At 63.9% G+C, this 22,933-nt stretch carries 21 protein-coding genes; 11 read left to right on the top strand and 10 right to left on the bottom strand.

The features are described from left to right. Positions 1-140: 140 nt before the first annotated feature. The 4 genes from cyoD to AB7532_RS09630 are packed head-to-tail and all read right to left on the bottom strand — an operon-like array spanning position 141 to position 3,991. Positions 141-530: a cytochrome o ubiquinol oxidase subunit IV gene (cyoD, locus tag AB7532_RS09645; RefSeq protein WP_441234566.1), complete on the bottom strand. Its 390-nt coding sequence runs from the start codon at positions 528-530 to the stop codon at positions 141-143. Next, positions 527-1,168, bottom strand: a complete 642-nt coding sequence (locus AB7532_RS09640) for a cytochrome (ubi)quinol oxidase subunit III (protein WP_441234565.1) — start codon at positions 1,166-1,168, stop codon at positions 527-529. The genes cyoD and AB7532_RS09640 overlap by 4 nt, the downstream gene beginning before the upstream one ends. After that, a complete protein-coding gene (cyoB, locus tag AB7532_RS09635) occupies positions 1,168-3,168 on the bottom strand; it encodes a cytochrome o ubiquinol oxidase subunit I (protein ID WP_441234564.1) in 2,001 nt (666 codons plus the stop codon). The genes AB7532_RS09640 and cyoB overlap by 1 nt, the downstream gene beginning before the upstream one ends. Further along, positions 3,158-3,991, bottom strand: coding sequence for a cytochrome ubiquinol oxidase subunit II (locus AB7532_RS09630; RefSeq protein ID WP_441234563.1), 834 nt, complete (start codon positions 3,989-3,991; stop codon positions 3,158-3,160). Before AB7532_RS09630 ends, cyoB begins: the two co-directional genes overlap by 11 nt. 232 nt (positions 3,992-4,223) lie before the next feature. Here AB7532_RS09630 and AB7532_RS09625 point away from each other — a divergent pair, with 232 nt between their 5' ends. The 3 genes from AB7532_RS09625 to AB7532_RS09615 are packed head-to-tail and all read left to right on the top strand — an operon-like array spanning position 4,224 to position 6,404. Then, on the top strand, positions 4,224-5,036 hold the full coding sequence (locus tag AB7532_RS09625; protein ID WP_441234562.1) for an SDR family NAD(P)-dependent oxidoreductase: 813 nt from the start codon (positions 4,224-4,226) through the stop codon (positions 5,034-5,036). Positions 5,037-5,047: 11 nt separating this feature from the next. Further along, positions 5,048-5,602 carry a carboxymuconolactone decarboxylase family protein gene (locus AB7532_RS09620; RefSeq protein ID WP_441234561.1) on the top strand — a complete coding sequence of 185 codons (555 nt, stop codon included), beginning with the start codon at positions 5,048-5,050 and terminating at the stop codon, positions 5,600-5,602. Between the two features lies 1 nt (position 5,603). Further along, positions 5,604-6,404, top strand: coding sequence for an SDR family NAD(P)-dependent oxidoreductase (locus AB7532_RS09615; RefSeq protein ID WP_441234560.1), 801 nt, complete (start codon positions 5,604-5,606; stop codon positions 6,402-6,404). A gap of 177 nt (positions 6,405-6,581) precedes the next feature. Here the strand turns inward: AB7532_RS09615 and AB7532_RS09610 are convergent, their stop codons facing one another. Next, a complete protein-coding gene (locus AB7532_RS09610; protein ID WP_441234559.1) occupies positions 6,582-7,922 on the bottom strand; it encodes a PQQ-dependent sugar dehydrogenase in 1,341 nt (446 codons plus the stop codon). A 237-nt stretch (positions 7,923-8,159) separates the two neighbouring features. Between AB7532_RS09610 and AB7532_RS09605 the strand changes: the two genes are divergently transcribed. From AB7532_RS09605 to AB7532_RS09595, 3 genes are all read left to right on the top strand, one after another. Next, positions 8,160-9,350 carry a urate hydroxylase PuuD gene (locus tag AB7532_RS09605; protein ID WP_441234558.1) on the top strand — a complete coding sequence of 397 codons (1,191 nt, stop codon included), beginning with the start codon at positions 8,160-8,162 and terminating at the stop codon, positions 9,348-9,350. A gap of 146 nt (positions 9,351-9,496) precedes the next feature. Next, on the top strand, positions 9,497-10,354 hold the full coding sequence (locus AB7532_RS09600; protein ID WP_441234557.1) for a VOC family protein: 858 nt from the start codon (positions 9,497-9,499) through the stop codon (positions 10,352-10,354). 81 nt (positions 10,355-10,435) lie between these two features. Beyond that, entirely contained in the window at positions 10,436-10,711 is a 276-nt protein-coding gene (locus tag AB7532_RS09595) for a hypothetical protein (protein ID WP_441234556.1), read from the top strand. A 1-nt stretch (position 10,712) separates the two neighbouring features. Here the strand turns inward: AB7532_RS09595 and AB7532_RS09590 are convergent, their stop codons facing one another. Next, a complete protein-coding gene (locus AB7532_RS09590; RefSeq protein WP_441234555.1) occupies positions 10,713-11,747 on the bottom strand; it encodes a L,D-transpeptidase family protein in 1,035 nt (344 codons plus the stop codon). A gap of 194 nt (positions 11,748-11,941) precedes the next feature. Between AB7532_RS09590 and AB7532_RS09585 the strand changes: the two genes are divergently transcribed. After that, positions 11,942-12,889 carry a lytic transglycosylase domain-containing protein gene (locus tag AB7532_RS09585; RefSeq protein ID WP_441234554.1) on the top strand — a complete coding sequence of 316 codons (948 nt, stop codon included), beginning with the start codon at positions 11,942-11,944 and terminating at the stop codon, positions 12,887-12,889. A gap of 4 nt (positions 12,890-12,893) precedes the next feature. Here AB7532_RS09585 and AB7532_RS09580 read toward each other — a convergent pair whose 3' ends face one another. Genes AB7532_RS09580 through AB7532_RS09570 form a run of 3 tightly spaced genes read right to left on the bottom strand, consistent with a single transcriptional unit; the run spans position 12,894 to position 15,836 of the window. Then, on the bottom strand, positions 12,894-13,277 hold the full coding sequence (locus tag AB7532_RS09580; RefSeq protein ID WP_441234553.1) for a cupin domain-containing protein: 384 nt from the start codon (positions 13,275-13,277) through the stop codon (positions 12,894-12,896). 11 nt (positions 13,278-13,288) lie between these two features. After that, complete coding sequence (locus tag AB7532_RS09575) at positions 13,289-13,993, bottom strand: SDR family oxidoreductase (RefSeq protein ID WP_441234552.1); 705 nt, start codon at positions 13,991-13,993, stop codon at positions 13,289-13,291. Positions 13,994-14,036: 43 nt separating this feature from the next. Then, positions 14,037-15,836: a thiamine pyrophosphate-binding protein gene (locus AB7532_RS09570; protein ID WP_441234551.1), complete on the bottom strand. Its 1,800-nt coding sequence runs from the start codon at positions 15,834-15,836 to the stop codon at positions 14,037-14,039. Positions 15,837-16,054: 218 nt separating this feature from the next. Here AB7532_RS09570 and AB7532_RS09565 point away from each other — a divergent pair, with 218 nt between their 5' ends. The 4 genes from AB7532_RS09565 to AB7532_RS09550 all read left to right on the top strand — a co-directional run bounded on the left by AB7532_RS09565 (position 16,055) and on the right by AB7532_RS09550 (position 21,802). Next, positions 16,055-16,972 carry an IclR family transcriptional regulator gene (locus tag AB7532_RS09565; RefSeq protein WP_441234550.1) on the top strand — a complete coding sequence of 306 codons (918 nt, stop codon included), beginning with the start codon at positions 16,055-16,057 and terminating at the stop codon, positions 16,970-16,972. A gap of 145 nt (positions 16,973-17,117) precedes the next feature. Further along, positions 17,118-18,362 carry an ABC transporter substrate-binding protein gene (locus AB7532_RS09560; RefSeq protein WP_441234549.1) on the top strand — a complete coding sequence of 415 codons (1,245 nt, stop codon included), beginning with the start codon at positions 17,118-17,120 and terminating at the stop codon, positions 18,360-18,362. Between the two features lie 27 nt (positions 18,363-18,389). Then, on the top strand, positions 18,390-19,265 hold the full coding sequence (locus AB7532_RS09555; RefSeq protein WP_441234548.1) for a branched-chain amino acid ABC transporter permease: 876 nt from the start codon (positions 18,390-18,392) through the stop codon (positions 19,263-19,265). Continuing rightward, positions 19,262-21,802: a branched-chain amino acid ABC transporter ATP-binding protein/permease gene (locus AB7532_RS09550; protein ID WP_441234547.1), complete on the top strand. Its 2,541-nt coding sequence runs from the start codon at positions 19,262-19,264 to the stop codon at positions 21,800-21,802. The genes AB7532_RS09555 and AB7532_RS09550 overlap by 4 nt, the downstream gene beginning before the upstream one ends. A gap of 6 nt (positions 21,803-21,808) precedes the next feature. On the opposite strand, the gene AB7532_RS09545 is transcribed toward AB7532_RS09550, so the two are convergent. Beyond that, a complete protein-coding gene (locus tag AB7532_RS09545; protein ID WP_441234546.1) occupies positions 21,809-22,783 on the bottom strand; it encodes a Bug family tripartite tricarboxylate transporter substrate binding protein in 975 nt (324 codons plus the stop codon). Positions 22,784-22,933: the final 150 nt, after the last annotated feature.

Genomic DNA, 22,933 nt, shown 5'->3' with positions numbered 1-22,933 from the left:
TGCACTTATGAACGTGCGCACGCGCTTTGCGCGAGCGCATCCTTGGCAGACGATCCTCATCGGATTGTCTTTGCTCGGGCGTTTCCTCCCTAGACTTGGGCCGCTTGTCACAAACAAGCGGCTCTTCTTTTTTGTGCGTCCTATTTCCGCATCGGCATGATCTGATCCATCGGCGGCATGTTCTGGTTGAGATGCCCCATGATCCACACGGTCCCGCCCACGACCAGGAAAACAACGAGCAGGCCGAACGCCAGCGCGAGCACGTTGTTGGTGTTATCGGGCCCCGTCGTGATGTGCAGGAAGAACACGAGGTGCACGCCCATCTGCGCGATCGCGAGCACGATCAGTGCAACGGGGATCGAGGGCTGCCAGACCAGATCGGTGCCGGCGATGAAGAACGAGGTTGCCGTGAGCACCAGCGCAAGGACAAGGCCGACCACGTAGCCGAGGATGCGCTCGCCGACGCTGTGTTGTTCCTCATCGCCCGGTGCGATGTCGTGTTCGGTCCGCGCGTGGGTCTGATCGCTCATACGCCGCTCCCAAGCAAATACACGACGGAAAACACCCCGACCCAGACGATATCGAGCGCATGCCAGAACAGCGCAAAGCACATCATCCGGCGCAGAACGTCGGCGCGAAAGCCCTTGGCAAAGACCTGGGCCATCATGGTCAGGAGCCACAATATGCCGGCCGATACGTGCAGGCCGTGGCATCCGACCAGCGAGAAGAACGACGTCAGGAAAGCGCTGCGCGAGGGGCCGTAACCGCGCGCGACGAGGTCCGCGAATTCGCGGAACTCGATGACGAGGAAGATCAGCCCGAGCACACAGGTCACGGTCATGCCGAGATAGAACCAGAACCGGTTGCGCACGTCGGCGGCGATGCTGGCCATGCCGCAGGTGAAGCTCGACAGCAGCAGGCAGACCGTCTCGATCGCCACGTTCCGCTGCTCGAAAATCTCCGAGCCCTTCGGGCCGCCGGCGGTCTGGTCGGCCAGCACCGCATAGGCCGCAAAGAAGCAGGAGAACATCACGATGTCGGAGAGCAGAAACACCCAGAAGCCGTAGGCCGTCACGGTTCGCTTCGGCGCCGGGCCGGGATGCTCGATGACGACGCCGATGTGGTGGGGATCGGCATGCGCGCGGCCAGCGGTTGCGGTCATCGCCATCAGACCGTCCCCGCCATGCTGACGAGGCTGCGCCGTTCCTCGATATTGACGCGGTCGATCGCTGCGACCTCGTCGGCTGGAATGACGTATTCATCGTGGTCGCGCCAGGCGAACACGACGAAGGTCGCGAATGCGCCGATGCCGCCCAAAATCACCATCCACCAGATGTGCCAGATCAGCGCAAAACCCATGATGGTGGCGAAGAATGCGCAGACGAAGCCGGTCGGCGAGTTCCTGGGCATCTCGATGTCATGATACTCGGGAGCTTCATGCGCGAGCGACTGCTGCCGGGCAGCAGCCTTCATATCCCAATAGGCATCCTCACCGCGCACGTCGGGATGGAAGGCGAAATTGAACACCGGCGGCGGCGACGAGGTCGCCCATTCCAGCGAACGGCCATCCCAGGGATCGCCGGTGCGGTCGCGCAGGGCCTCGCGATTGCGGATGCTGACGACGATCTGGACGATCTGGCAGATCACACCAATGGTCAGCACGGCCATGCCGGCGGCGGCCACCAACATCCAGGGCCGCCACGCCGCAACATCGTAATGCTGCAAACGCCGTGTCATGCCGAGCATGCCCGCGATATAAAGCGGGACAAACGTGACGAAGAAGCCGAGGAAGGTGAACCAGAACGCAGCCTTGCCCCAGCGTTCGTCGAGCCGGAAGCCGAACGCCTTCGGAAACCAGTATTCGAAGCCCGCGAAGGCACCGAACAACACGCCGCCGATGATCACGTTGTGGAAGTGCGCGACCAGGAACATGCTGTTGTGGAGCATGAAATCGGCCGGCGGCACCGCGAGCAGAACTCCGGTCAAGCCGCCGACGATGAAGGTGACCATGAAGCCGACCGACCACAGCATCGGCGTCGCGAAGCGGATGCGGCCGCCATACATCGTAAACAGCCAGTTGTAGATCTTCACACCCGTCGGCACCGCGATGATCATGCTGGCGATGCCGAAGATGGCGTTGACGTCGGGCCCCGCCCCCATCGTGAAAAAGTGATGCAGCCAAACCATGAAGGAGATGACGCAGATCGCCATGGTCGCCAGCACCATGGAGCGGTAGCCGAACAGCGCCTTGCCGGAGAAGGTCGAGACCACTTCGGAGAAAATGCCGAACGCCGGCAGCACCAGGATGTAGACCTCCGGATGCCCCCAGGCCCAGATCAAATTCATGAACATCATGACGTTGCCGCCGGCCTCGTTGGTGAAGAAGTGGAAGCCGAGGTAACGGTCGAGCAGCAGCATCGCGAGCGTGGCGGTGAGGATCGGGAATGCCGCGACGATGAGGAGATTCGAGGCCAGTGTGGTCCAGCAGAACATCGGCATGCGCAGATAGTTCATGCCCTTGGTGCGCAGCTTCAGCACGGTGGTGACGAGGTTGATCCCGGCGACCAGCGTGCCGACGCCGGAGATTTGCAGCGACCATGCATAATAGTCGACGCCGACGCCGGGCGAATAGGACAATTCCGACAGCGGCGGAAAGGCGAGCCAGCCGGTGCGCGCGAATTCGCCGACCACCAGCGAGAGATTGACCAGCAGCGCGCCTGTTGCCGTCAGCCAGAAACCAACCGAATTGAGTGTCGGGAATGCGACGTCGCGCACGCCGAGCTGGAGCGGCACGATCAGGTTCATCAATCCGATCACGAACGGCATCGCCACGAAGAAGATCATGATGGTGCCATGCGCCGAGAAGATCTGGTTGTAATGCTCCGGCGGCAGATAGCCCTGCGACTGGAAGGCAACCGCCTGCTGGATCCGCATCATGATGGCATCGCTGCCGCCGCGCAGCAGCATCACCGAGGCCAGCAGGATGTACATGACGCCGATCCGCTTGTGATCGACGCTGGTGATCCACTCGTGCCAGAGGTAGGGCAGATGCCCCTTCACCACGACCCAGACCAGCACGGCCAGGATCGCGACCAGCACGATCGCGCCTGCGATCAGCGGAATGGGCTGATCGAACGGGATGGCCGACCAATCGAGCTTACCGAGCATCGTGGCCTCCACTGTGCGGACGGCCGGCATCGGAGATCAGCTCCGGCCCCGGTCCCGGCGGAATGTGCTGGGTCGCGATCAGGTCGAACAGCCGGGGATCGTCCAGGCGAAAGGTCAGCCTGTTCTTCTCGATGCCCTGCTGCATCAACTTCTTGTAGCTCTCCTCGTTCAGTACGGCGTCGCTTTTCGCCGTGGCCGCGACCCAGTCGGGAAAGGCCAGTGGCGAGATCACGTTGACGTCGAACATCATGTGCGGAAAGCCGTCGCCGGAGAAATGCGCGGACAGGCCTTGCAGCTTGCCCTCGTTGTCGGCGCGCAGGTTCAACCGCGTCACCATGCCGTTCATGGTGTAGATCATGCTGCCGAGCTGCGGGATGAAGAACGTGTTCATCACGCTCGACGAGGTCAGCTGGAAATTCAGCTCGGCGCCGGCCGGTACCGTCAGCGTGTTGACGGTGGCGATGCGCTGGTCCGGATAGATGAAGAGCCATTTCCAGTCGAGCGACACGGCCTGGATGCGCACCGGGCTGCCGGTGCCGGGCACGGGCGCGGCGGGATCGAGCTGATGCGAGCCGATCCAGGCGACGCCGCCGAGCAGGATCACGGTGAGCGCAGGGATCGCCCACACCACCATCTCGACGCGCCCGGAATAGACGAAATCGGGTTGGTAACGTGCCTTCGGATTGGACGCGCGAAACCAGAACGCAAACGCCAAAATCGCGATGATGGTCGGGACCACGATCGCGAGCATGATGAAGACGGAATCGACCAGGATGGTGCTGTTGGCGGCAGCCACCGGCCCTTGTGGATCGAGCAGATTCATCGGCAAGCCACTGGCGATTGGGAGACCCCGACGGAAGCGTAACGCCAAAAACGCCCCCGCCGCAAACGCAGTTGCGTGAAGAGGGTTCCAGACCACAATCGCTCCATCACGCCTCATCTCGCGCGGCGGCATGCAATTCCAAGCGATGTCAATGACATCCGCGCGGGACCGCCGGCCTTCTCACCTCAGCGCTCCGTTGCTAACTTGCACGAAAATTTCGGGATGGAACGACATGCAGGGCCCTGAGGACGATGCCGGCCTCGCCGGCAAGGTGGCGTTGATCAGCGGGGGCGGCGCTATAGGCGACGGCATCGGCAACGGCCGCGCTGCAGCAATTCTGCTGGCCCGCGCCGGCGTAAACGTGCTGGTGGCCGATCGCGACCTCGAGCTTGCCGAGCGCACCGTCGAGATGATCGCAGCCGAAGGCGGCAACGCCGCGGCCCATGGCAGCGACGTCACCAGCGAGAGCGATTGCAAGACGCTGGTCGAAGCCGCGCTCGACCGCTGGGGCCGGCTCGACTTCCTCGACAACAATGTCGGCATCGGCAGCCGCGGCAGCGTGGTCGACGAGACGCCCGAGCAATATCGCCGCGTCATGCAGGTCAATGTCGAGACCATGTTCCTGCTGTCGAAGCACGCGATCCCCGCAATGATCAGGACCGCCAAAGGCGGCGCGATCGTCAACATCTCCTCGATCTCGGCGCTGCGGCCGCGCGGGTTGACGACCTACACGACGTCGAAAGCCGCGATCATCGGCCTGACGCGCGCGATGGCAGTCGATCACGGCCGCGACAATATCCGCGTCAACTGCATCTGTCCGGGGCCGATGTACACGCCGATGGTCTATGCCCGCGGCATGAGCGAGCAGGCGCGCGCCCAGCGTGCCAGGGCCTCGGTGCTGAAAACCGAAGGCACCGGCTGGGACATCGGCCACGCCGTCAAATTCCTGCTCAGCAATTTTGCCCGCTACATCACCGGCCAGGTGCTGGTGGTCGACGGCGGCGTCACGTTGCAAGCGCCTGAACGCGAGTCACAAGAACACTGAGGATTCATACGATGGCCCGCCTGCCCTATCTCGAAGCCGACGAGGTCGCGCCCGAATATCGCGACATGCTCAAGCGCAACACCAATCTGCACAAATTGCTGGTCAACTCCCCGGAGATGGCGCGCGCCTTTAATGGCATCGGCGGCTACATCCGCTTCAAGAGCAAGCTAGACCCGCGCCTGCGCGAGCTTGCCATCCTTCAGGTTGGCTGGATGGAGAAATCGGAATACGAATTCACCCACCATGTGAAGATCGGCAAGGAGTTCGGCGTCACCGACGAGGACATCGCCGGCCTGATGGCGGAGACCGAGGGCAAGCCATCGAAGCTGGAGCCGCCGGCGAAAGCCATCCTGAGAGGCGCCCGCGAGATGGTACGCGAGCTCGCGATGTCGGATGCGACCTTCGCCGAGATCAAGAAAGACCTCTCCGACGAGCACATGGTCGATCTCGTCCTCACCATCGCCTTCTATTGCGGCGTGGTGCGCGTGCTCGCCACCATGAAGATCGACAATGAGCCCACTTACAAAGAGGTACTCCAGCAGTACCCGATCCCGGGAGTGAACTGAGATGCGCCTGAAGGACAAGATTGCGATCGTCGTCGGCGCAGGGCAAAGCCCCGGCGAAGGCATGGGCAATGGCCGCGCCACCGCGCTGACCTTCGCGCGCGAAGGCGCAAAGGTGCTGTGCGTGGACCACCATCTGGAATCGGCGCAGGAGACCGTCGACCTGATCGCGGCGACACACGGCACCGCTGCGGCTTTCAAGGCCGACGTGACCAAATCCACCGACATCAAGGCGATGGTGGCGGACGCGACATCGCGCTGGGGCCGGATCGACGTTCTGCACAACAATGTCGGAGTCAGCCTGTCCGGCGGCGACGCCGAGCTGCTTCAAATCACCGAGGAGGCGTTCGACCGCGTCGTCGCCATCAATCTGAAGAGTTGCGTTCTTGCCGCCAAAGAGGTGATCCCGATCATGCGCGCGCAAAGAAGTGGCGCGATTATTAACATTTCCTCGATGGCGGCGATCACGACCTACCCTTACGTCGCCTACAAGGCAACGAAATCGGCGATGATCGCCTTCACCGAACAGCTCGCCTACCAAAACGCCGAATACGGCATCCGCGCCAACGTCATCCTGCCCGGCCTGATGAACACGCCGATGGCGGTGGACACCCGCGCCCGCGAATGGTCCAAGACCCGCGCCGAAGTCGAAGCCGAACGCGACAGCAAGGTGCCGCTGCGCAGGAAGATGGGCACCGGCTGGGACGTCGCAAACGCCGCGCTGTTCCTGGCATCGGATGAAGCGAACTTCATCACCGGCGTGACACTGCCGGTCGATGGCGGCGCGAGCGTACGGCGGGGATAGGTCTTCTCCCTCTCCCCGTTCTTACGGGGAGAGGGTCGGGGTGAGGGGCCGCCTCCGCGAACACGGTGAGAGTTGGACTCGCGGAGAGTCCCCCTCACCCGGAATTTGCTCTCGCAAATTCCGGCCTCTCCCCGCACGCGGGGAGAGGCGAGGACAGCTCGCTCGCGGCAACATCCGTCACCGCGGCGCGCTTGTCACCCGCCAGATCGTGCCGTTGCCATCCTCCGACACCAGCAGCGATCCATTCTTTGCCACAGCAACGCCGACCGGCCTTCCCCACACCTCGGTGTCGCTCACCACGAACCCCGTGACGAAATCCTCGTACTCACCGGTTGGCTTGCCGTCTTTCATCCGGATGCGGATCACCTTGTAGCCGGTGCGCTTGGAGCGGTTCCAGGAACCGTGCTCGGCCGCGAAGGCGTCGCCCTGATACTCCGCCGGAAACTGCGAGCCCTGATAGAAGGTCATGCCGAGTGACGCCGAGTGCGGCTGTATGAGCACGTCAGGCACCGTCACCTTCTCCTTCAAATCAGGCCGTGCGCCGGCATGGCGAGGGTCTTCATTGCCGCCGATATAGAACCACGGCCAGCCGTAGAACGCGCCCTCCTTCACGCTGGTCACGTAATCTGGCACCAAATCGTCGCCGAGGCCATCGCGCTCGTTGGTCGAGCACCAGGGCAGGCCTGTCTGCGGCTGGATTGCAAGGCCTACGCAATTGCGGATGCCGGTGGCGTAGATTTTCCGCTCCTTGCCGTCAGGGGTGAAGGCCAGCACGGTGGCGCGTTCAAGTTCGCTGGCCCAGGCCGCACCGAGCGGTTGTGCTTTCGACCAGGCCTCCAATCCGCCCGGCGGCGTGCCCATACCCTCGGCGACATTGCTGAGCGAGCCGACCGACACGAACATGCGCTTGCCGTCCGGCGAGAAGACGATGTCGCGCGTGGAATGGCCGCCGTCATGCGGCAGGCTTGCCACGATCGTCTCGGCCTTGGCGCGCGCCTTGAGATCGCCGGCCTGATAGGGAAAACGGACGACGCTGTCGGTGTTGGCGACATAGACCCATTGCGGATTGTCGCCGTTCGGGAAGAAGGCGATCCCGAATGGCTGCCTCAATCCGCTCGAGAACACCTCATTCGTCGCAACCTTGCCGCCCTCACCGGCGCGCAACACGCGGATCGTGTTGGCCCGCGTCTCCGCAACGAACACATCCCCATTCGGCGCAACCCTGATGATGCGTGGCGCGCGCAGGCCTTCGGCGAACAGCTCGATCTTGAAGCCTGCCGGCACCTGAAGCGCAGCCTCGGGCGGACGCGGCACCACGCGCGACGAGCTCGCGACCGACCGCGTGGCGCCGGGCCTGACCAGATCCTCCGGCCGGATCGATCTGACCGTACCGGGCTTGTCAGCCTGCCAGTCGCCGTAGGCGTCCTTGCCCCGTAGTACGGGCTCGGCCTGCGCCAATGTCGCAGCCGCGACCACCCATCCCGTCGCCATTGCCACCGTCGAAATCCTGCTTTTCACGTCGTCTTCCTCCCGGCCTTGCACGTCCCAGGCGTCAACGCTGATCGCCCCGCAAACGTTCTGCGTCAGGCAAAACATCTGCCGCATCCCACGTCAGCTCATGCCCGCACGATGTGCATCAGCCGCAATCCATCGTACTGGAAAATAACGCCGATCGGTGCGACACATTGTAAGGGTGGGACCGCCCGTTGCGGTCATCAAAGCTGCGGCATTTCTGTCGCCATTGATGGGGTGATCATGTGGGGATCCATCATATCGGAATGGGCAAGCCTGCTGCTCCGCTGGCTGCACGTGGTCGCCGCGATCGCCTGGATCGGCAGCTCCTTCTACTTCATCGCCCTCGACCTCAGCCTCAAGCCGAGAGGCGACCTGCCTGACGGCGTGCAGGGCGAGGCCTGGCAGGTCCACGGCGGCGGCTTCTATCGGATCATGAAATATCTGGTGGCCCCCAGCCAGATGCCGGACGAACTGACCTGGTTCAAATGGGAGGCCTACACCACCTGGCTGTCGGGCTTCGCGCTGATGGTGGTGGTGTACTATCTCGAGGCCGATCTGTTTCTGGTGGACAAGTCGATCCTCGATCTCACGCCGTTCCAGGCGGGCCTGTTCAGCTTCTTCAGCCTCGCACTCGCATGGCTGCTCTATGAGGCCGCCTGCCGGACCGGGCTTGCGCAGCGCGAGCTGCCCTTCGCCATCGGCGGCTATCTGTTCCTGGTCGCGCTGACCTATGCCTTCACCCATGTGCTGAGCGGCCGCGGTGCCTTCAACCAGATCGGCGCGATCATCGGCACCATCATGGTCGCGAACGTCTTCGCGCTGATCATCCCGAACCAGAAGAAGATCGTGGCCGCGCTCATCGCCGGCCAGTCGCCTGATCCCAAGCTCGGCAAAACCAGCAAGGAGCGCTCGGTCCACAACAACTATTTGACGCTCCCCGTGGTCGTGCTGATGATCAGCAACCACTATCCCCTGCTCTACGCCACCCGCTTCAACTGGGTCATCGTCGCCATCATCCTGGCGCTCGGCCCGGTGATCCGCCACTTCTTCAACGAAGGGCATGCTGGACGCAAATCGCCATGGTGGGTGTGGGGCGTGGCAGCAGCTGGCGTGGTCGCGATCCTTTTCCTCTCTGCCGCCGGGCCGCGCGAGATGAAGACTGGCGCGCTGTCAGCGCCGGTCACGGTCGCCAATGTCGAGGAGATCGTGATGTCCCGTTGCAGCATGTGCCATGCGGCCGAGCCGGTCTGGGCCGGCATCGTCACGGCCCCCAAAGGCATCCTGCTCGACGCGCCCGAGCACATCCATCGCAACATCCGCCTGATCGGCCGCGTCGCGGCCTGGTCCAATGCGATGCCCCCGGGCAACATCACCGAGATGACCAGCGAGGAGCGTGCGATCCTCGCCGCCTATATCGAGCAGGCGCGCTGACGCCGTCGCGCGTCGAGGCCGCCTTTCGCGGAATGAAATTCCGCATATCCCCCAGATTTGAAAATGACTTGACCGCCCGTCCCGCGTAGACAGGATCAGTGGCCGCAGGTCGCGGACCAAGCCAGTTTGCATACGGGATAAGAACAATGGCCCTCAAGAACGTCATCGGCATCGACCACGCCGTAGTCATGGTTCAGGACCTCGACAAGGCCGCCGAGAACTATCGGCAGCTCGGCTTCACGATATCGCCGCGCGGCACCCACAGCGCGCATATGGGCACCGGCAACTACACCATCATGTTCGACCCCGATTACATGGAGCTGCTTGGCGTGCTCGCGGCCACCGAGCACAATGCTCCGGCCCGCGCCTACCTCGACAAGCGCGGCGAAGGCATCGAGCGCATCGCCTTCACCGCGATCGATAGCGCCGCAGGCGCGGAGGAGATTCGCGCACGCGGCCTCACGCCGATCGGCCCGACCGATTTCGAACGGCCGGTGACGCTGCCTGATGGTACGGTCTCGGCCGCGAAATTCCGCACCTTCATGTGGCCGACCGCCGAAGCCCCCGGCGGCGTGCGCATCTTCGCCTGCCAGCACAAGACCCGCGAGACCGTGTGGATCCCCGAACTGATGAAGCACGCCAACGCCGCGAAGCGGATCGGGCAGGCACTGATCGCAACGACGGAGCCGGCGAAGGAAGCGGCGCATCTCGGCCGGTTGATCGACCGCGAGCCGAAGGCGGAGGCTGACGGTGCGGTCAGCGTGCCCTCCGGCGGCGATCGCGCCGACTTCGTCTATCTGACGCTGGAGCAACTCGGCAAACGCTATCCCGGCGTGCCGCTTGCCGGTCTCTCCGAGCGCGGCGGTGCTGCGCTGGTCCTCGTCAGCGGCGATCTCGCGGCCACCGAGAAGGCCCTGGGCTCGGCCGCGGTCCGCAGTGGCTCTGCGATCTGCGTACCGCCGGCCAAGGCCAACGGCACCCTGCTCGCCTTCGTTGCCGGCTGATTTTAACTAATTCTTCAGCAAGCGTTTACCCGGCAGGCCGTAAGATTTTCGGGCAATTCCCACTGCCCGAAAGCCAAGCGCATGTTCAAAGAGGGATCGCCGATCGCCTATGACGCGCCGGCCGAACTGAAGAAGTGGCCGTCGCTGAAGGGCGAGAGACAGAAGGACCGGGGTCCGCCCTATATGGTCTACAACGGCACGCTCGCCGACTGCGTCCGCGAGCTGATGGGCAAGCCGATCAAGGGCATCTCGCTCTACGACATCATGACGAGGCCGCAACCGGCCTTCGACCAGACCGTGCTGTCGCCCGGCGACGCCGCCGAGATCGCGATGCGCAAGGATTTTCCCCAGGACTAACCTAGTTCGAGGCGCGCTTTGCGGCCGGCTTGCCCTGCTGCTTCGACGACGATTCCGTCGGCGCATCGAGGAAGACAACGGGTGTGCCGCGCTTGACGTTGTCTCCGAGCGTACGCACGTCCCAATTGGTCAGCCTGACACAGCCGTGCGACGCCGACTTGCTGACCTTGTCGGGCTCCGCCGTTCCGTGAATGCCGTATCCTTGCGCGGACAGGCCGATCCAGTACGCGCCCACCGGATTGTTCGGCCCCGGCTTGACATCGAACGGCTCTTTCGATTTGACGCTGCTAAACTTGTAGTCGGGATTGTAATGATAGGTCGGCTTGTCGTTGGTGCTGGTCACCTTGAGCGTGCCGCTCGGCGTCGGACGATCGGGGCTGCCGATTGATGCGGGATAGAAAGCGACCAGACGGCCGGTCGCGTCGAACGCCCTCAGCGTCTCATTCTTCTTGTCGACCTCGAGCCGAGTGATACGGGGCGGCTCCTTTCGCGCAGAAATATTCGCGACGATGATCGTCTCGCCGGCCTTGTCGAACGATTTACCGGGGTTGAGCGTCCGAAGCAGGTCCTCGCTCATGTGGAATTTCTCGGCGATGCCTTCGAGCGCGCTGGTGTAGCTCAGCGCCTTCAGCGACTTCATTTCCTCGATCTTGCCCGGCAGCTCCTTCAGGAACGGGCCCTTCACATCGGAATCGGTGATCTTGTAGTCGACGATAACGGGGCCTTCGTTCGCCGCGCTCAATTTGTCCCAGAGCTCCGGCGCGATTGCCTTGTCGGATGCGATACCATTCTGTTCGGCAAAGGCCTTCAGTGCCTTCTGTGCATTCTCGCCAAGCTTGCCGTCGATCTCGCCGGGCGAGAACTGCGCGCGATCGAGCAGGATCTGAAGCTTCACCACCGGTGCGCTGACCTTGTCGGTGGCGGGTTGCTTTGCGGGACGTGCAGAATCATTCACTGCGGCTGCATCGAGATTGCCCGCGAGTGCCGGAACGCTCAGCCCCAGCGAAATCACCGCGCTAAACATCCATCGCATCATCTGCTGCATCCAAATTCGCAAATCATCCGCAAATCCGCGGAGGAACTCCGTTTCGGGAACACCGTAGTAACACCGACGGAACCGCTGGAATCGCAGCTTCGCCGTAATTGCGGTTAAGAAGTCGTTGTCACCGGCGATAACCGCCGGCCGCTCATCCCACAGTTTGCATCCCACAGTTCGAGGTTGTCCACGCAATGCGATTTGTCGTCGCGGCATGCGCCGCGTTCATGATTCTGATGTGCGACCTCGATCCCTCGACGTCCCGGCAAACATCAACTTTCGACACCGCTGTTCTCAAGAACACGCAAGCCTCGCCACTTGTTCCTGTCGTCGAGCTCTTCCTTGCGAGCGTGCAGGCCCTCGAACTCGCTAACGCGCGCGCGGCCTTCGAGCCGGTGGTCGAACCGCCACCCGAGGCAGAGCCTATCGTGCAGGTGCAGCGATCGCCGACCGAACAGTTCTGTCACGCGCTCCGCGAAGCCGCCGAGGCCAGCGGCATTCCGGTGCCGTTCTTCGCCCGCCTGATCTGGCAGGAGAGCCGCTTCAAGTCGAACGAAGTCAGCCAGGCCGGTGCGCAGGGCGTTGCGCAGTTCATGCCGGGGACGGCCGCGGAGGTCGGGCTGGACGATCCCTTCGATCCGATGAAGGCGCTGCCGGCATCGGCCAAATTCCTGCGCAAGCTGCGCGATGATTTCGGCAATCTCGGACTTGCTGCTGCCGCTTACAATGCCGGCCCGGGAAGAATCCAGAGGTGGCTGGCGAAGGAGAGCGAGTTGCCACGTGAGACGCGCAACTATGTCCGCATCATCACCGGCACCAAGGCCGAGGACTGGACCGAGCGCACGGAAGCCCTCGCGATCCGGATCGACCTGCCGCGCGAAGCGCCTTGCGAAGGCATCGGCAGCCTCTCCAAATCCAGGGACGTCGCATGGGTTCCGGTGAACCTGACGCCCTCGGTCACCACCTTCATTCGCAAGGGAGAACAACTGGCGGCGCGCTTGACGGCCAACCGTGCGCGGAAGCGGCTCGCCTCCGTGATCCGAAAGACCACCCACGGCAAGGCGCGCAGCATGATCGTGGCGCGCGCGGCCGGAAAGAGCGCAAAGGCGCGCGCGATCCGCGTCGCATCGAGCGAGCGCTGACCGGTCACACCGGCTTGTCGTCGTCGGTCACCGGCGACGTCACCACCAGGAAGACGAGATCGGTCAGCCCGGAGTTCGAGATCGCGTGTTCGACGCCGGGCGGCAGGAAGATCACATCGTGCTTGCGCACGACATGGTTCTTGCCTGATATCTCCATCAGCCCCTCGCCCTCGAGCACGTGATAGACCTGCTCCTGCACCTTATGATGATGCCGTGCGACATGGGCCATCGGCTGATACATCGAGATGCGATAGTCGATATGGCGCGAGCCCGCCGTCTCCGGCATCACCAGCGGCTTCGACAGCGCGCCGCCGAAATGGTTGGGGAATTCGCGCCAGGGCACCTCGGCAATGTTGCGGATGAAGGCGCCGTTGCTGTCCTCGGCCATGATCGTGCTCCCTAGTTCACCAGTGCGCCGCCGTCGACATACACGATCGAGCCCGTGGCAAAGCCGTTCGCCATGAAGCTCAGGATTTGCCAGGCGATATCCTCGGCCGCCCCGACGCGGCCGACCGGCAGCGCGGCGGCGGTCTTCGCCAGCATCTCCTTGCGCGCGGCCTCCGGCATCGCAGCCCGGATCGGCGTGTCGATCACGCCCGGTGACACCGCATTCACCCGCACCGGCGCAAGTTCGAGCGCCAATGCACGGGCCAGCGATTCCAGCGCGCCATTGGCAGCGCTGATGATTGCCGAGTTCGGTCGCGGCCGCACGCTGAGGAAGCCCGTGACGAGCGTCAGCGAACCACCTGGCCTGATCTCGGCCTCGCGCGCGACGCGCCAGGCGCCCCAGAACTTGCCCTCCATGGTGGCGCGCACGTCCTCCATCGGCACCGTCTTGAACGGCCCGGTGCGCAGCTGCGCGGCCGTCAGCACGACGTGATCGACGGGGCCGGTGCGGCGGAACAGCTCGGCGACGCTCTGGTCACTGGTGACGTCGGCAGGGATTGCCGTCACTTTCAACCGTTCCGCAATGGGATCGAGCTTCGCAGCGCTGCGCGAGGCGATGATGACATCAGCGCCCTCATTCTTGGCAAGCTCCGCCGTGGCAAGGCCAATGCCTGACGAGCCGCCGATCACCACGACCTTCTTGCCTGCGAGCGTCATTCCCATCTCCCCGGTATTTTTGTTGATTGGTGAAGGTGCGCGATCAGCCGGGCTGGAAGCGCGTACCGATGCCGGCCTTGCTCTGGCCGAGCCCAGGCAACTCCCAGACGCCGGCGCCGGACGGATTGACGTCGGCCGCGATGTCGACGTCGATAAGATAAGGCCTGTTGGCGGCGATGCCCTTGCGGATCGCCTCGCCAAGGTCGGCGGCACGATCGACCCGTACGCCCTCAACGCCGCAGGAGCGCGCCATCGCCGCGAAATCCGGATTGTAGCGCTCGCCTGTTTCAGGATGCTTGAAATCAGTCGCAAGCTCGCGCCCGCCGAGATAGCCGCGCTGAAGCCCGCGGATTGAGGCATAGGCGTAGTTATTCCAGACCACCCAGACCACGGGCAGATTGTACTCGACCGCCGTGCCCAGCACGTTGGCGTGCATGAAGAAGGCCCCGTCGCCGCACACGGACACGCAGGGACGATCGGGAGCGGCAAACTTCGCACCCATCACGCCGGCGACGCCAAAGCCCATCGGACCAAACCCCATCGAGCCGATCAGCGAATCCGGCCGCTTCGGCTTGCAGAAGCCGAGCAGCCAATTGTGGTGCACGCCGATGTCGGAAACGAGGATGGCGTCCTCCGGCAATGCCTTGTCGATCTCGACGGCGGCGCGTTGCGGATTGATCGGCGTGGTGTCGTCGGAGAAGCCGGGGGCGACAAACTTGTCCCACTCCTTGCGATAGCCGTCGATCTGCGCCAGCCACTTTTTGCGCGCATCGGACTTCTTGAAGAGGTTGTCGCGGCGATCGAGTTCGGCGTGAACCTGGCGCAGGAAGGTGCGGACATCGGCCATCAAACCGAGCGCGACGGGATAGTTGCGGCCAATTTCTTCGGGGTCGATGTCGACGTGGATCAACCTTGTCGGCGGGATCGTGAAGGAATAGCCTGATATCCACGAGCTCGAGGTGCGGTCGTCGAAACGGACCCCGAGCGCGAGCAGCACGTCGGCCTGACGCGTCGCGTGATTGGCCTGGTAATGGCCGGCACGCGCGACGAGGCCGAGCGCGAGCGGATGATTGACGTCGAGCGCACCGAGCCCGCTCGCGGACGCCGCCACCGGAATCTGGAGCCGCTCTGCAAGCTCGCGCAATTCGTCTGCCGCGCCGCCATAGCGCACGCCCTGCCCGACCAGCATCACCGGCCGCTCGGCCGAGAGCAGCATATCGACCGCCTTCTCGACACCATCAGGATCGGCACCGCAGCGGCTGGAGATGTTGGCGCTCCACTCGCTCGCCTTCGGCGCCTCTTCGGCCGCGGCTTCCATGAAGACGTCGAACGGCACGTCGATTACGACGGGTCCTGGCCGTCCCGTGACCATGGTCTTCCAGGCTTGCCGCACCGCCAGCGGCACCATTTCGCCGCGCGTCGGCTGAAACACCTTTTTGCACATTGTGCGCACGGTCGAGGGGAAGTCGGCCTGGTAGTGCCGGTACATTTCCTGGAAAGCGCCGCGATTGAACTGGCTGGTCGGCACGTTGCCGGTGATTGCCATGAACGGCACGGAGTCGAGATAGGCATTGGCCAGCGAGATCGGCAGGTTAGCCGAGCCCGGACCGCAGGACGTAAAGGTCGCCGTCGGCCTGCCTGAGACACGGTAATAGACGTCGGCCATGAATCCGGCGACGCTCTCGTGATGCACGGAGATCGTCTTGATCTCGGAGGAGCGCTCGTACAGCGCGTCGATGAACTGGATGTTGCCGTGGCCGCAGAGCCCGAACACCTGCGGCACCTTCTCCTGGATCAGATAATCGACAATGACCTGGGCGCCATTGAGCATGTTTTTCGACATCAACACGTCTCCTACCGGCCCACGACTTCTTATGGACCGATGCAGAGAACAGGACGGTCGTCGCCGGGCCGCGGGCACCCTATTTCTCATAATGCTGTACGTCAATTTATATTGTGATAGGCTTCAAGCCTGAGGAAACGCGGGCTGAATTCCGACGGCCGCTGGGTTGCGTGCTACTGTCGCGGCATCGAGTCATGACGGATTTGCCGGAGGGGGCCTTGTCCTTGAGATCGCGTACCAAGCCGACGACCGGCGAGAAGCCCGCAAGCCCGCGCAAGGCCGCGGTCGCCAAGCTGGTCCCCGCTCCCAAAGTCGATGGTGACGACGAGGCCGACGACAAGCAGCGCAGCGGTGGCGTTCAGTCACTCGGCCGCGCCTTCTCGATCCTCGAACAGGTCGCGCGCCATCGCGAGGGCATCGGGCTTGCAGAGCTGAGCAAGCTGGTCGGCCTGCACAACTCGACCACCTTTCATCTCGCAAAGACATTGGTCTCGCTCGGCTACCTCCGCCAGGAGAAGGATAGCAAGCGCTACCGCATCGGGCGCCCCTTGTTTGCGCTCGCAGCAAGCGCGCTCGACGAGATCGAGATGGTCAATGTCGCGACGCCCGTGCTCGAGGAATTGTCGCGCCAGACCAGCGAAAGCAGCCATTTTGCCGTGCGAATGGGCGATGCGGTGATCGTCATCGCCCGCACCAGCGGCCCCGGCGCGTTCCAGCTGACCGACCGCGTCGGCGTCGTGCGTCCGGCCCATTGCACTGCGCTCGGCAAGATCATCCTGGCCTCGCTCCGCCCCGAGCAGCTCAAGCGCTTCATCGACCGCGCCGAGTTGAAACCGTCGACGCCAAAGTCCATCACCGATGCCGGCGTACTGATGCGCGAAATCGCGGAGATACAGCGCACTGGCGTCGCCTTCGATGACGGCGAGTTCAATCCGGAAGTGCGGTGCGTAGCGGTCCCGGTGACCGATTTCACCGGTCAGGTGATCGGCGCGCTCGGCATTTCGGGGCCGATCTGGCGCCTCTCCAACCAGGCGCTGCATGCCGGCGCACAGGTCGTGCAGGCCGCCGCCGACCGCCTCTCGGCCGAATTCGGCGCCAAGGACCGGGCGCACAAGGCGTTCACGCAAAAAGCCTGAGCCGCAACCCAAGCGGCAATTTTGCCGGTTGACACCGGCATTGGCGTTCGGGATTATCCTCCAGCATTAAAAGAACGTCTCTCACAATACCGGATACGCGGTTTTGAAAGAGGGGCACGCGATGCACCCCGGGGAGGAGACAGACATGATCCGCACCAGCCGACGGACGTTGTTACGCACCGGCGCAGCCTTCGCGGGCGCGTCGGCATTTGGGTTTCCCGCGATTGTCAGGGCGCAGGCCGAGAAGATCCGGATCGGGCATCTGACGCCGCTGACCGGCTTTCTCGGCGTGATCGGCAGCTACGCCCAGCTCGGCGTGAAGCTCGCGGCCGAGGAGATCAACGCGTCCGGCGGCATCATGGGCAAGCCGATCGATCTGCTCTCCGAAGACTCGATCAATCCGGCGACCGCGGCGACCAAGGCGCAGCGCATGCTGGAGCAGGACGGCGCGGTGGTGCTGCTTGGCGAAATCTCGTCGGCCTCCTCGCTCACCATCATGCAGGTCGCCGAACGCAACAAGAAGGTGTTCTTCTCGACCGGCGCGCGCTCGGACGCGCTGCGCGGCAAGAACTGCAACAAATATTCCTTCCACTGCGACATCCCGAACACCGTGATGGTGAACGCGGTCGGCACCGCGCTGTCGCAGAAGGGCATGGTGAAGGGCAAGAAGTTCTTCACGCTCACAGCCGACTACATATTCGGTCATGACCTGCTGAAGGCCGCGAAGGGCTTCTTCGGCGCGCATGAGGCGAATTTGATCGGCGACGAGCTGATCGCAACCGATGTCACCGATTTCAGCCCTTATCTGCTGAAAGTGCGGCAAGCCAAGCCCGACGTCGTCTGCTGCAACCTCGCCGGCAATCAGGTCACCAATCTCGTCAAGCAATATGCCGAATTCGGCTTCCCCTACCCGCTGGTGGGATTCAACCTCAACACCGGCGATGCCTGGGCCGCGGGCGCCGGCAATCTCAGCGGCACCTGGCCTACGGTCTGGTATCACACGCTGAACAATCCGACGTCGCAGGCCTTCGTCGCCGCCTTCACCAAGAAATACGGCAAGCCACCGGAGAACCACGCCTGGATCGACTACATCACGCTGAAGCTGCTGGCGGAGGCGATCAACACGACGAAGTCGACCGACAGTGGCGAGCTGATCGCCTTCTTCGAGAAGCAGGCGCAGTTCGACATCGGCAAAGCGCGCAAGGCCTATTTCCGCTCCTGGGATCACCAGCTGGTGCAGGAGGCCTATCCGTTCACGGTGAAACCAAAGGACCAGATGAAGGACCAGTGGGACATGCTGGTGCTTGGCGACGTCGTGCCGGCGGCCAACGATCCGCTGGAGACGATCTATCCGACCCGGGACCAGAATCCCTGCGAGATGAAGGCCTGACGCGCGCACGCGCGGCAAGGACGCAACATGCAGTTCGAGTTCCTGCTGGAACAGGTGGTGAATGGCCTCGTGCTCGGAGGCTATTACCTGCTCATCGCGCTCGGGCTGTCGCTGATCTTTTCCGTCGGCGGCATCGTCAACCTCGCGCATGGCGCCTTCTACGCGCTCGGCGCCTATGTCTGCGTCGAGCTGACGAAGCGCCTCGGCTTCGGCGCTTCCGTGGTCATGTCCCCCTTCGCGGTCGCGCTGCTTGGCATCCTCTTTGAACGCTTCATCCTGCGCCGGTTCTACGCGGCCGATCCCATTCTCAGTCTTCTCGTCACCTTCGGCCTTGCGATGGTCGCAGAACAGGCGATCCGCATGATCTGGGGCGCTGCGCCCGTCTCGACCGAGATCCCGCAAAACTTTCGCGGCTCGGTCATCGTCGGCGACTTCCTGTTCTCGCGCTATCGCCTGCTGATCCTCGCGGTGGTCGCCGCGATCCTGCTGGCCATCTGGCTGCTGCTGCAAAAGACCTCGTTCGGGCGCGTGGTGCGCGCCGGCATCCAGCGGCCGGACATGGTCGCGGCGCTCGGCATCCGGCTGCAGCCCTATATGACGGCAATCGTGATGCTCGGCGTCGGCATGGCCGCGCTCGGCGGCGCCTTCTTCGCGCCGATCACCACCGTGCATCCGGCGATGGGGGCCGACATCATGACGGTGGCTTTCGTCGTCGTCGTGATCGGCGGCCTCGGCAGTTTCTGGGGTGTCGTCATCGCGGCCCTGCTGGTCGGCGTGGTGCGCGGTGTCGCCATCCACTTTGAACCTGCGGCCGGCGAGGCCTCGATCTACATCCTGATGTTCCTGGTGCTGCTGGTGCGGCCGCGCGGCCTGCTCGGCGAACGCATCGAGAAGTTCGAATGAAAAGTGCCTCCGCCATCGACCGGCTGAAGCCCCTGTTGATCGCGATCGTCGCGGTCATCGCGCTGCCCTTCCTGCTCAGGGCATTCGGCCTGTCGCTCAACACCGGCACCTGGATCGTCGGGCTGGCGATCGCGACCATGGGGCTCAACCTCTGCATCGGCTATACCGGCCTGGTCTCGTTCGGCCACAGCGCCTGGTTCGGCATCGGCGCCTATGCCGCCGGACTGATCCAGCTGCGCTACTTCCCCGGCGAGATCTGGCTGCCGCTGCTGGGATCGATGGTGGTCGTCGCCGTCGCATCAGCGGTGATCGGCATGCTGATCCTGCGCCGGCGCGGCGTGTACTTCTCGCTGCTGACGCTCGCACTCGCAGCACTCGTCTACACCACCGCCTTTCGCTGGACGAGCCTCACCGGCGGCGAGGATGGGCTCGGCGGGCTCAAGCGCGGCGGCATCGGACCCATCAGCTTCGATAGCGCGCTGAACTATTATGTCGTGGTCGCGCTGATCGGGCTCGCCGTGCTCTATGTGCTGATGCGCCTGGTCCGCTCGCCGTTCGGGCATGTGCTGGTCGCGATCCGCGAGAACCAGCTGCGCGCGAGCTTTCAGGGCTATCCCGTCGAGCGCTACAAGCTCGCGGTATTCGTGATCTCCGCCGTCGTCACCGGCCTGGCCGGCGCGCTGATCGGGTTCCTCAACTATCTGGTCTCGGCCGAAGCCGTCTCTGTACCGTTCGCGGGCGAGCTGCTGGCGATGGTGGTGATCGGCGGCATGCGCAGCCTCTTGGGCCCCGCACTCGGCGCGCTGTTCTTCATCCTGTTCCGGGAGCTGTTCTCGATCTGGACGTCGGACTGGCTGTTCTGGTTCGGACTCACCTTCGTGGCCTTCGTGATGTATTCGCCCGGCGGCCTCGTCGGCATCGGCGCGCTGATCATGCGGCGTCTCCGTCCGCCCGCTGAAGAGTCCGCTGCGATGAGCCGGCGCAAGATCTATGACGGCCTGCCGCTACCCAATTTCCTGCGGCCGGAGGCCCTGAAGGGCACGGTGCTCGAGGTCAGTGGCGTGTCGCGAAAGTTCGGCGGCATTCGCGCGGTCGAGAATGCGAGCATCACGGTCGCCGCCGGTGAGATCCACGCGCTGATCGGCCCCAACGGTGCCGGCAAGACGACGCTGTTCAACCTGGTCTCCGGCCTCTACGCGCCCGACCAGGGCACGATCCGCCTTCAGGGCCGCGACATCGCCGGCGTGCCCGCGAACCTGATCTGCCATCAGGGGCTGGCGCGCTCGTTCCAGATCACCAATTTGTTTCGCGGGTTGACGATCTACGAGAATTTGCGTCTGTCGCTGCAGGCACAGCGGCCGATGCGCTTCAACATCTGGAACGACATCGACGCCTACCCGGACATCCACGCCGAGACCGCCGCGCTGACAAAATTCCTCGGCCTCGAGGGCATCGAGGAGATCGAGGGCGGCGAGCTCTCTTATGGCGGTCAGCGGCTGGTCGATCTCGGCATCGCGCTCGGCTCCAAGCCGCAGGTGCTGTTGCTCGACGAACCGCTCGCAGGCCTTGCCGCGGCCGAGCGCGAGCGCGTGTCGCACCTCGTCAAGAACATCGCGGCCAACATTCCCGTGCTGATCGTCGAGCACGACATCGATCGCGTGCTCGGCTTCTCGCAAATCGTGACCGTGATGAACCAGGGCGAAGTGCTGATGTCGGACTGCCCTGGGGCGGTGCGGGCCGATCTGCGGGTGCAGGAGATCTACACCGGCAAGGGCATTCCCGCGGTCGAGCACCGGCGCAGCCATGAAGACGTCCGCGACCGCGAGACAGTGCTGCGGCTCGACGGCGTCAACACCTTCTACGGCAAAAGCCACATCCTCAACGACGCCGCGCTCGACGTCCGCGAAGGCGAGATCGTCGCGCTGCTCGGCCGCAACGGCGCCGGCAAGTCGACCCTGCTCAAGTCCATCGCCGGGCTCGTGCCGGCGGCCTCCGGCCGCATCGATTATCGCGGCACCGATATCGCCCGCCTGCCCGCCCCCGACATTGCCCGCCGCGGCGTCGGCTACGTGCCGCAGGGCCGCGGGCTGTTCGCCGGCATGACCGTGCGCGAGAACCTCGCGCTCGGGCGTCTCGCGCGCAAGACCGACGGCAGCGACGGTGTGGTCTGGAGCGAGGAGCAGATCCTGCACACCTTCCCGCGCCTGAAGGAACGCATGAACATCGCGGCCGACTATCTCTCCGGCGGCGAGCAGCAGATGGTCGCGGTTGCCCGTGCGATGTCCGGCAATGTCCGCCTGCTGCTGCTCGACGAGCCGTTCGAAGGTCTCGCGCCCGCGGTGACGCTGGAGCTGTTCAAAGTGTTCGATGCACTCCGCCGGCATATGTCGATCGTGATCGTCGAGCACAATCTCGACCTCGTGCTTGCGCTCGCCGACCGCGTCTTCGCACTCGAGCGCGGCGCGGTGTTCCACCAGGGACCGGCCGCGCCGTTGCTGAACGATCTCGGCTATCGCAAACAGATCCTGTGGTTGTAGTGCAACCTACTCCGCCTTGATGTTTGCAGCGACCACCACCTCGGCGAGTTCCCTGGTCTCCTTCGCGATCTTGGCGGCATAGTCGGTGGGATTGAGCACGCTCACGACGCCTTGCGTCTCCAGCCGCTCCTGCAAGGCCGGGTCCTTGGCGGCAGCGACGATCTCACGATGCAGCGTCTCCAGGATCGGCGCCGGGGTTGCCTTCGGCATGAAGAAGCCGACCCAGAACGAGATGTCGAAGCCGGGATAGCCGGCTTCCGCGACGGTCGGCACGTCGGGCAGCGACGACAGCCGCTCGGCCGATGACACCGCGAGCGCGCGCAGCTTGCCGGCCTTCACCAGCGGCACGGCGGAGAGCGGATCGAACACCGCCAGCACCTCCTGCGCGAGGATGCCCACCTCGGACGCCGCGCCACCGCGATAGGGCACGTGGATCAGCTTGATGCCGGCCTTTTGGCTGAGCAGCTCCATGGCGAGATGGGCAAGGTTGCCGTTGCCGCCTGAGCCGTAGGCAAGCTCGCCCGGCTTGGCCTTGGCGGCGGCGACGAGATCGGCCACGGTTTTGATATCGGCCGTCTTGGGATTCTCGGGATTGACCACGAGCACGAGCGGCGCCGAAATCACCGTGGTGAGCGGCGCGAAATCGCCTTGCGGATCGTAGCGGGCCTCCTTGAACAGCGTCTTGTTCAGCGTGATGGTGGACGAGTTGCAGGCAAGGATCGTGTAGCCGTCCGCATCCGCGCGGGCGACGCCTTCGGCAGCGATCATGCCGTTGGCGCCGGCGCGGTTCTCGACCACGAAGGGCTGCCCGAGCTTGTTGCCCAGGCGGTCGGCGACGATGCGTGCAACGACATCGACCGGGCCGCCCGCGCTGAAGCCGACCATGATCTTGGACGGACGCGTCGGGTACTTCTGCGCGAAGGCCTCGGTCGTCACGCATAATCCGGCGACGATCGCCAGCAGGCGAAGCGTTCGTTGCATTCGTTCTCTCCCAGATCCTCAGTGCCGCTTTTGCATGTGCCGGCGCGGCCCGTTCGGAAATCATGATGTGCGGGCGCGCCGGATTTCGCAATCGCGTTTGCGCGCCGGCATTCCGCCGCGCGGCAGGTGGGAGCCGCTTCCCAACAAAAA

Origin of the sequence: Bradyrhizobium sp. 930_D9_N1_4, assembly GCF_052076015.1 — a bacterium.
Lineage (GTDB): Bacteria > Pseudomonadota > Alphaproteobacteria > Rhizobiales > Xanthobacteraceae > Bradyrhizobium.
The sequence above is the reverse complement of the archived record's forward strand: the minus strand, read 5'-3'. Positions and strand labels throughout refer to the sequence as shown.

Bases quoted from the DNA above. Each gene is read 5' to 3' on its own strand.
- cyoD (WP_441234566.1), bottom strand. From the start codon at position 530: ATGAGCGATCAGACCCACGCGCGGACCGAACACGACATCGCACCGGGC.
- AB7532_RS09555 (WP_441234548.1), top strand. From the start codon at position 18,390: ATGCAGTTCGAGTTCCTGCTGGAACAGGTGGTGAATGGCCTCGTGCTC.
- AB7532_RS09630 (WP_441234563.1), bottom strand. From the start codon at position 3,991: ATGAATCTGCTCGATCCACAAGGGCCGGTGGCTGCCGCCAACAGCACC.
- AB7532_RS09600 (WP_441234557.1), top strand. From the start codon at position 9,497: ATGGCCCTCAAGAACGTCATCGGCATCGACCACGCCGTAGTCATGGTT.
- AB7532_RS09620 (WP_441234561.1), top strand. From the start codon at position 5,048: ATGGCCCGCCTGCCCTATCTCGAAGCCGACGAGGTCGCGCCCGAATAT.
- AB7532_RS09585 (WP_441234554.1), top strand. From the start codon at position 11,942: ATGCGATTTGTCGTCGCGGCATGCGCCGCGTTCATGATTCTGATGTGC.
- AB7532_RS09605 (WP_441234558.1), top strand. From the start codon at position 8,160: ATGTGGGGATCCATCATATCGGAATGGGCAAGCCTGCTGCTCCGCTGG.
- AB7532_RS09560 (WP_441234549.1), top strand. From the start codon at position 17,118: ATGATCCGCACCAGCCGACGGACGTTGTTACGCACCGGCGCAGCCTTC.
- AB7532_RS09545 (WP_441234546.1), bottom strand. From the start codon at position 22,783: ATGCAACGAACGCTTCGCCTGCTGGCGATCGTCGCCGGATTATGCGTG.
- AB7532_RS09590 (WP_441234555.1), bottom strand. From the start codon at position 11,747: ATGATGCGATGGATGTTTAGCGCGGTGATTTCGCTGGGGCTGAGCGTT.
- AB7532_RS09580 (WP_441234553.1), bottom strand. From the start codon at position 13,277: ATGGCCGAGGACAGCAACGGCGCCTTCATCCGCAACATTGCCGAGGTG.
- AB7532_RS09640 (WP_441234565.1), bottom strand. From the start codon at position 1,168: ATGGCGATGACCGCAACCGCTGGCCGCGCGCATGCCGATCCCCACCAC.
- cyoB (WP_441234564.1), bottom strand. From the start codon at position 3,168: ATGCTCGGTAAGCTCGATTGGTCGGCCATCCCGTTCGATCAGCCCATT.
- AB7532_RS09615 (WP_441234560.1), top strand. From the start codon at position 5,604: ATGCGCCTGAAGGACAAGATTGCGATCGTCGTCGGCGCAGGGCAAAGC.
- AB7532_RS09625 (WP_441234562.1), top strand. From the start codon at position 4,224: ATGCAGGGCCCTGAGGACGATGCCGGCCTCGCCGGCAAGGTGGCGTTG.
- AB7532_RS09595 (WP_441234556.1), top strand. From the start codon at position 10,436: ATGTTCAAAGAGGGATCGCCGATCGCCTATGACGCGCCGGCCGAACTG.
- AB7532_RS09575 (WP_441234552.1), bottom strand. From the start codon at position 13,993: ATGACGCTCGCAGGCAAGAAGGTCGTGGTGATCGGCGGCTCGTCAGGC.
- AB7532_RS09550 (WP_441234547.1), top strand. From the start codon at position 19,262: ATGAAAAGTGCCTCCGCCATCGACCGGCTGAAGCCCCTGTTGATCGCG.
- AB7532_RS09570 (WP_441234551.1), bottom strand. From the start codon at position 15,836: ATGTCGAAAAACATGCTCAATGGCGCCCAGGTCATTGTCGATTATCTG.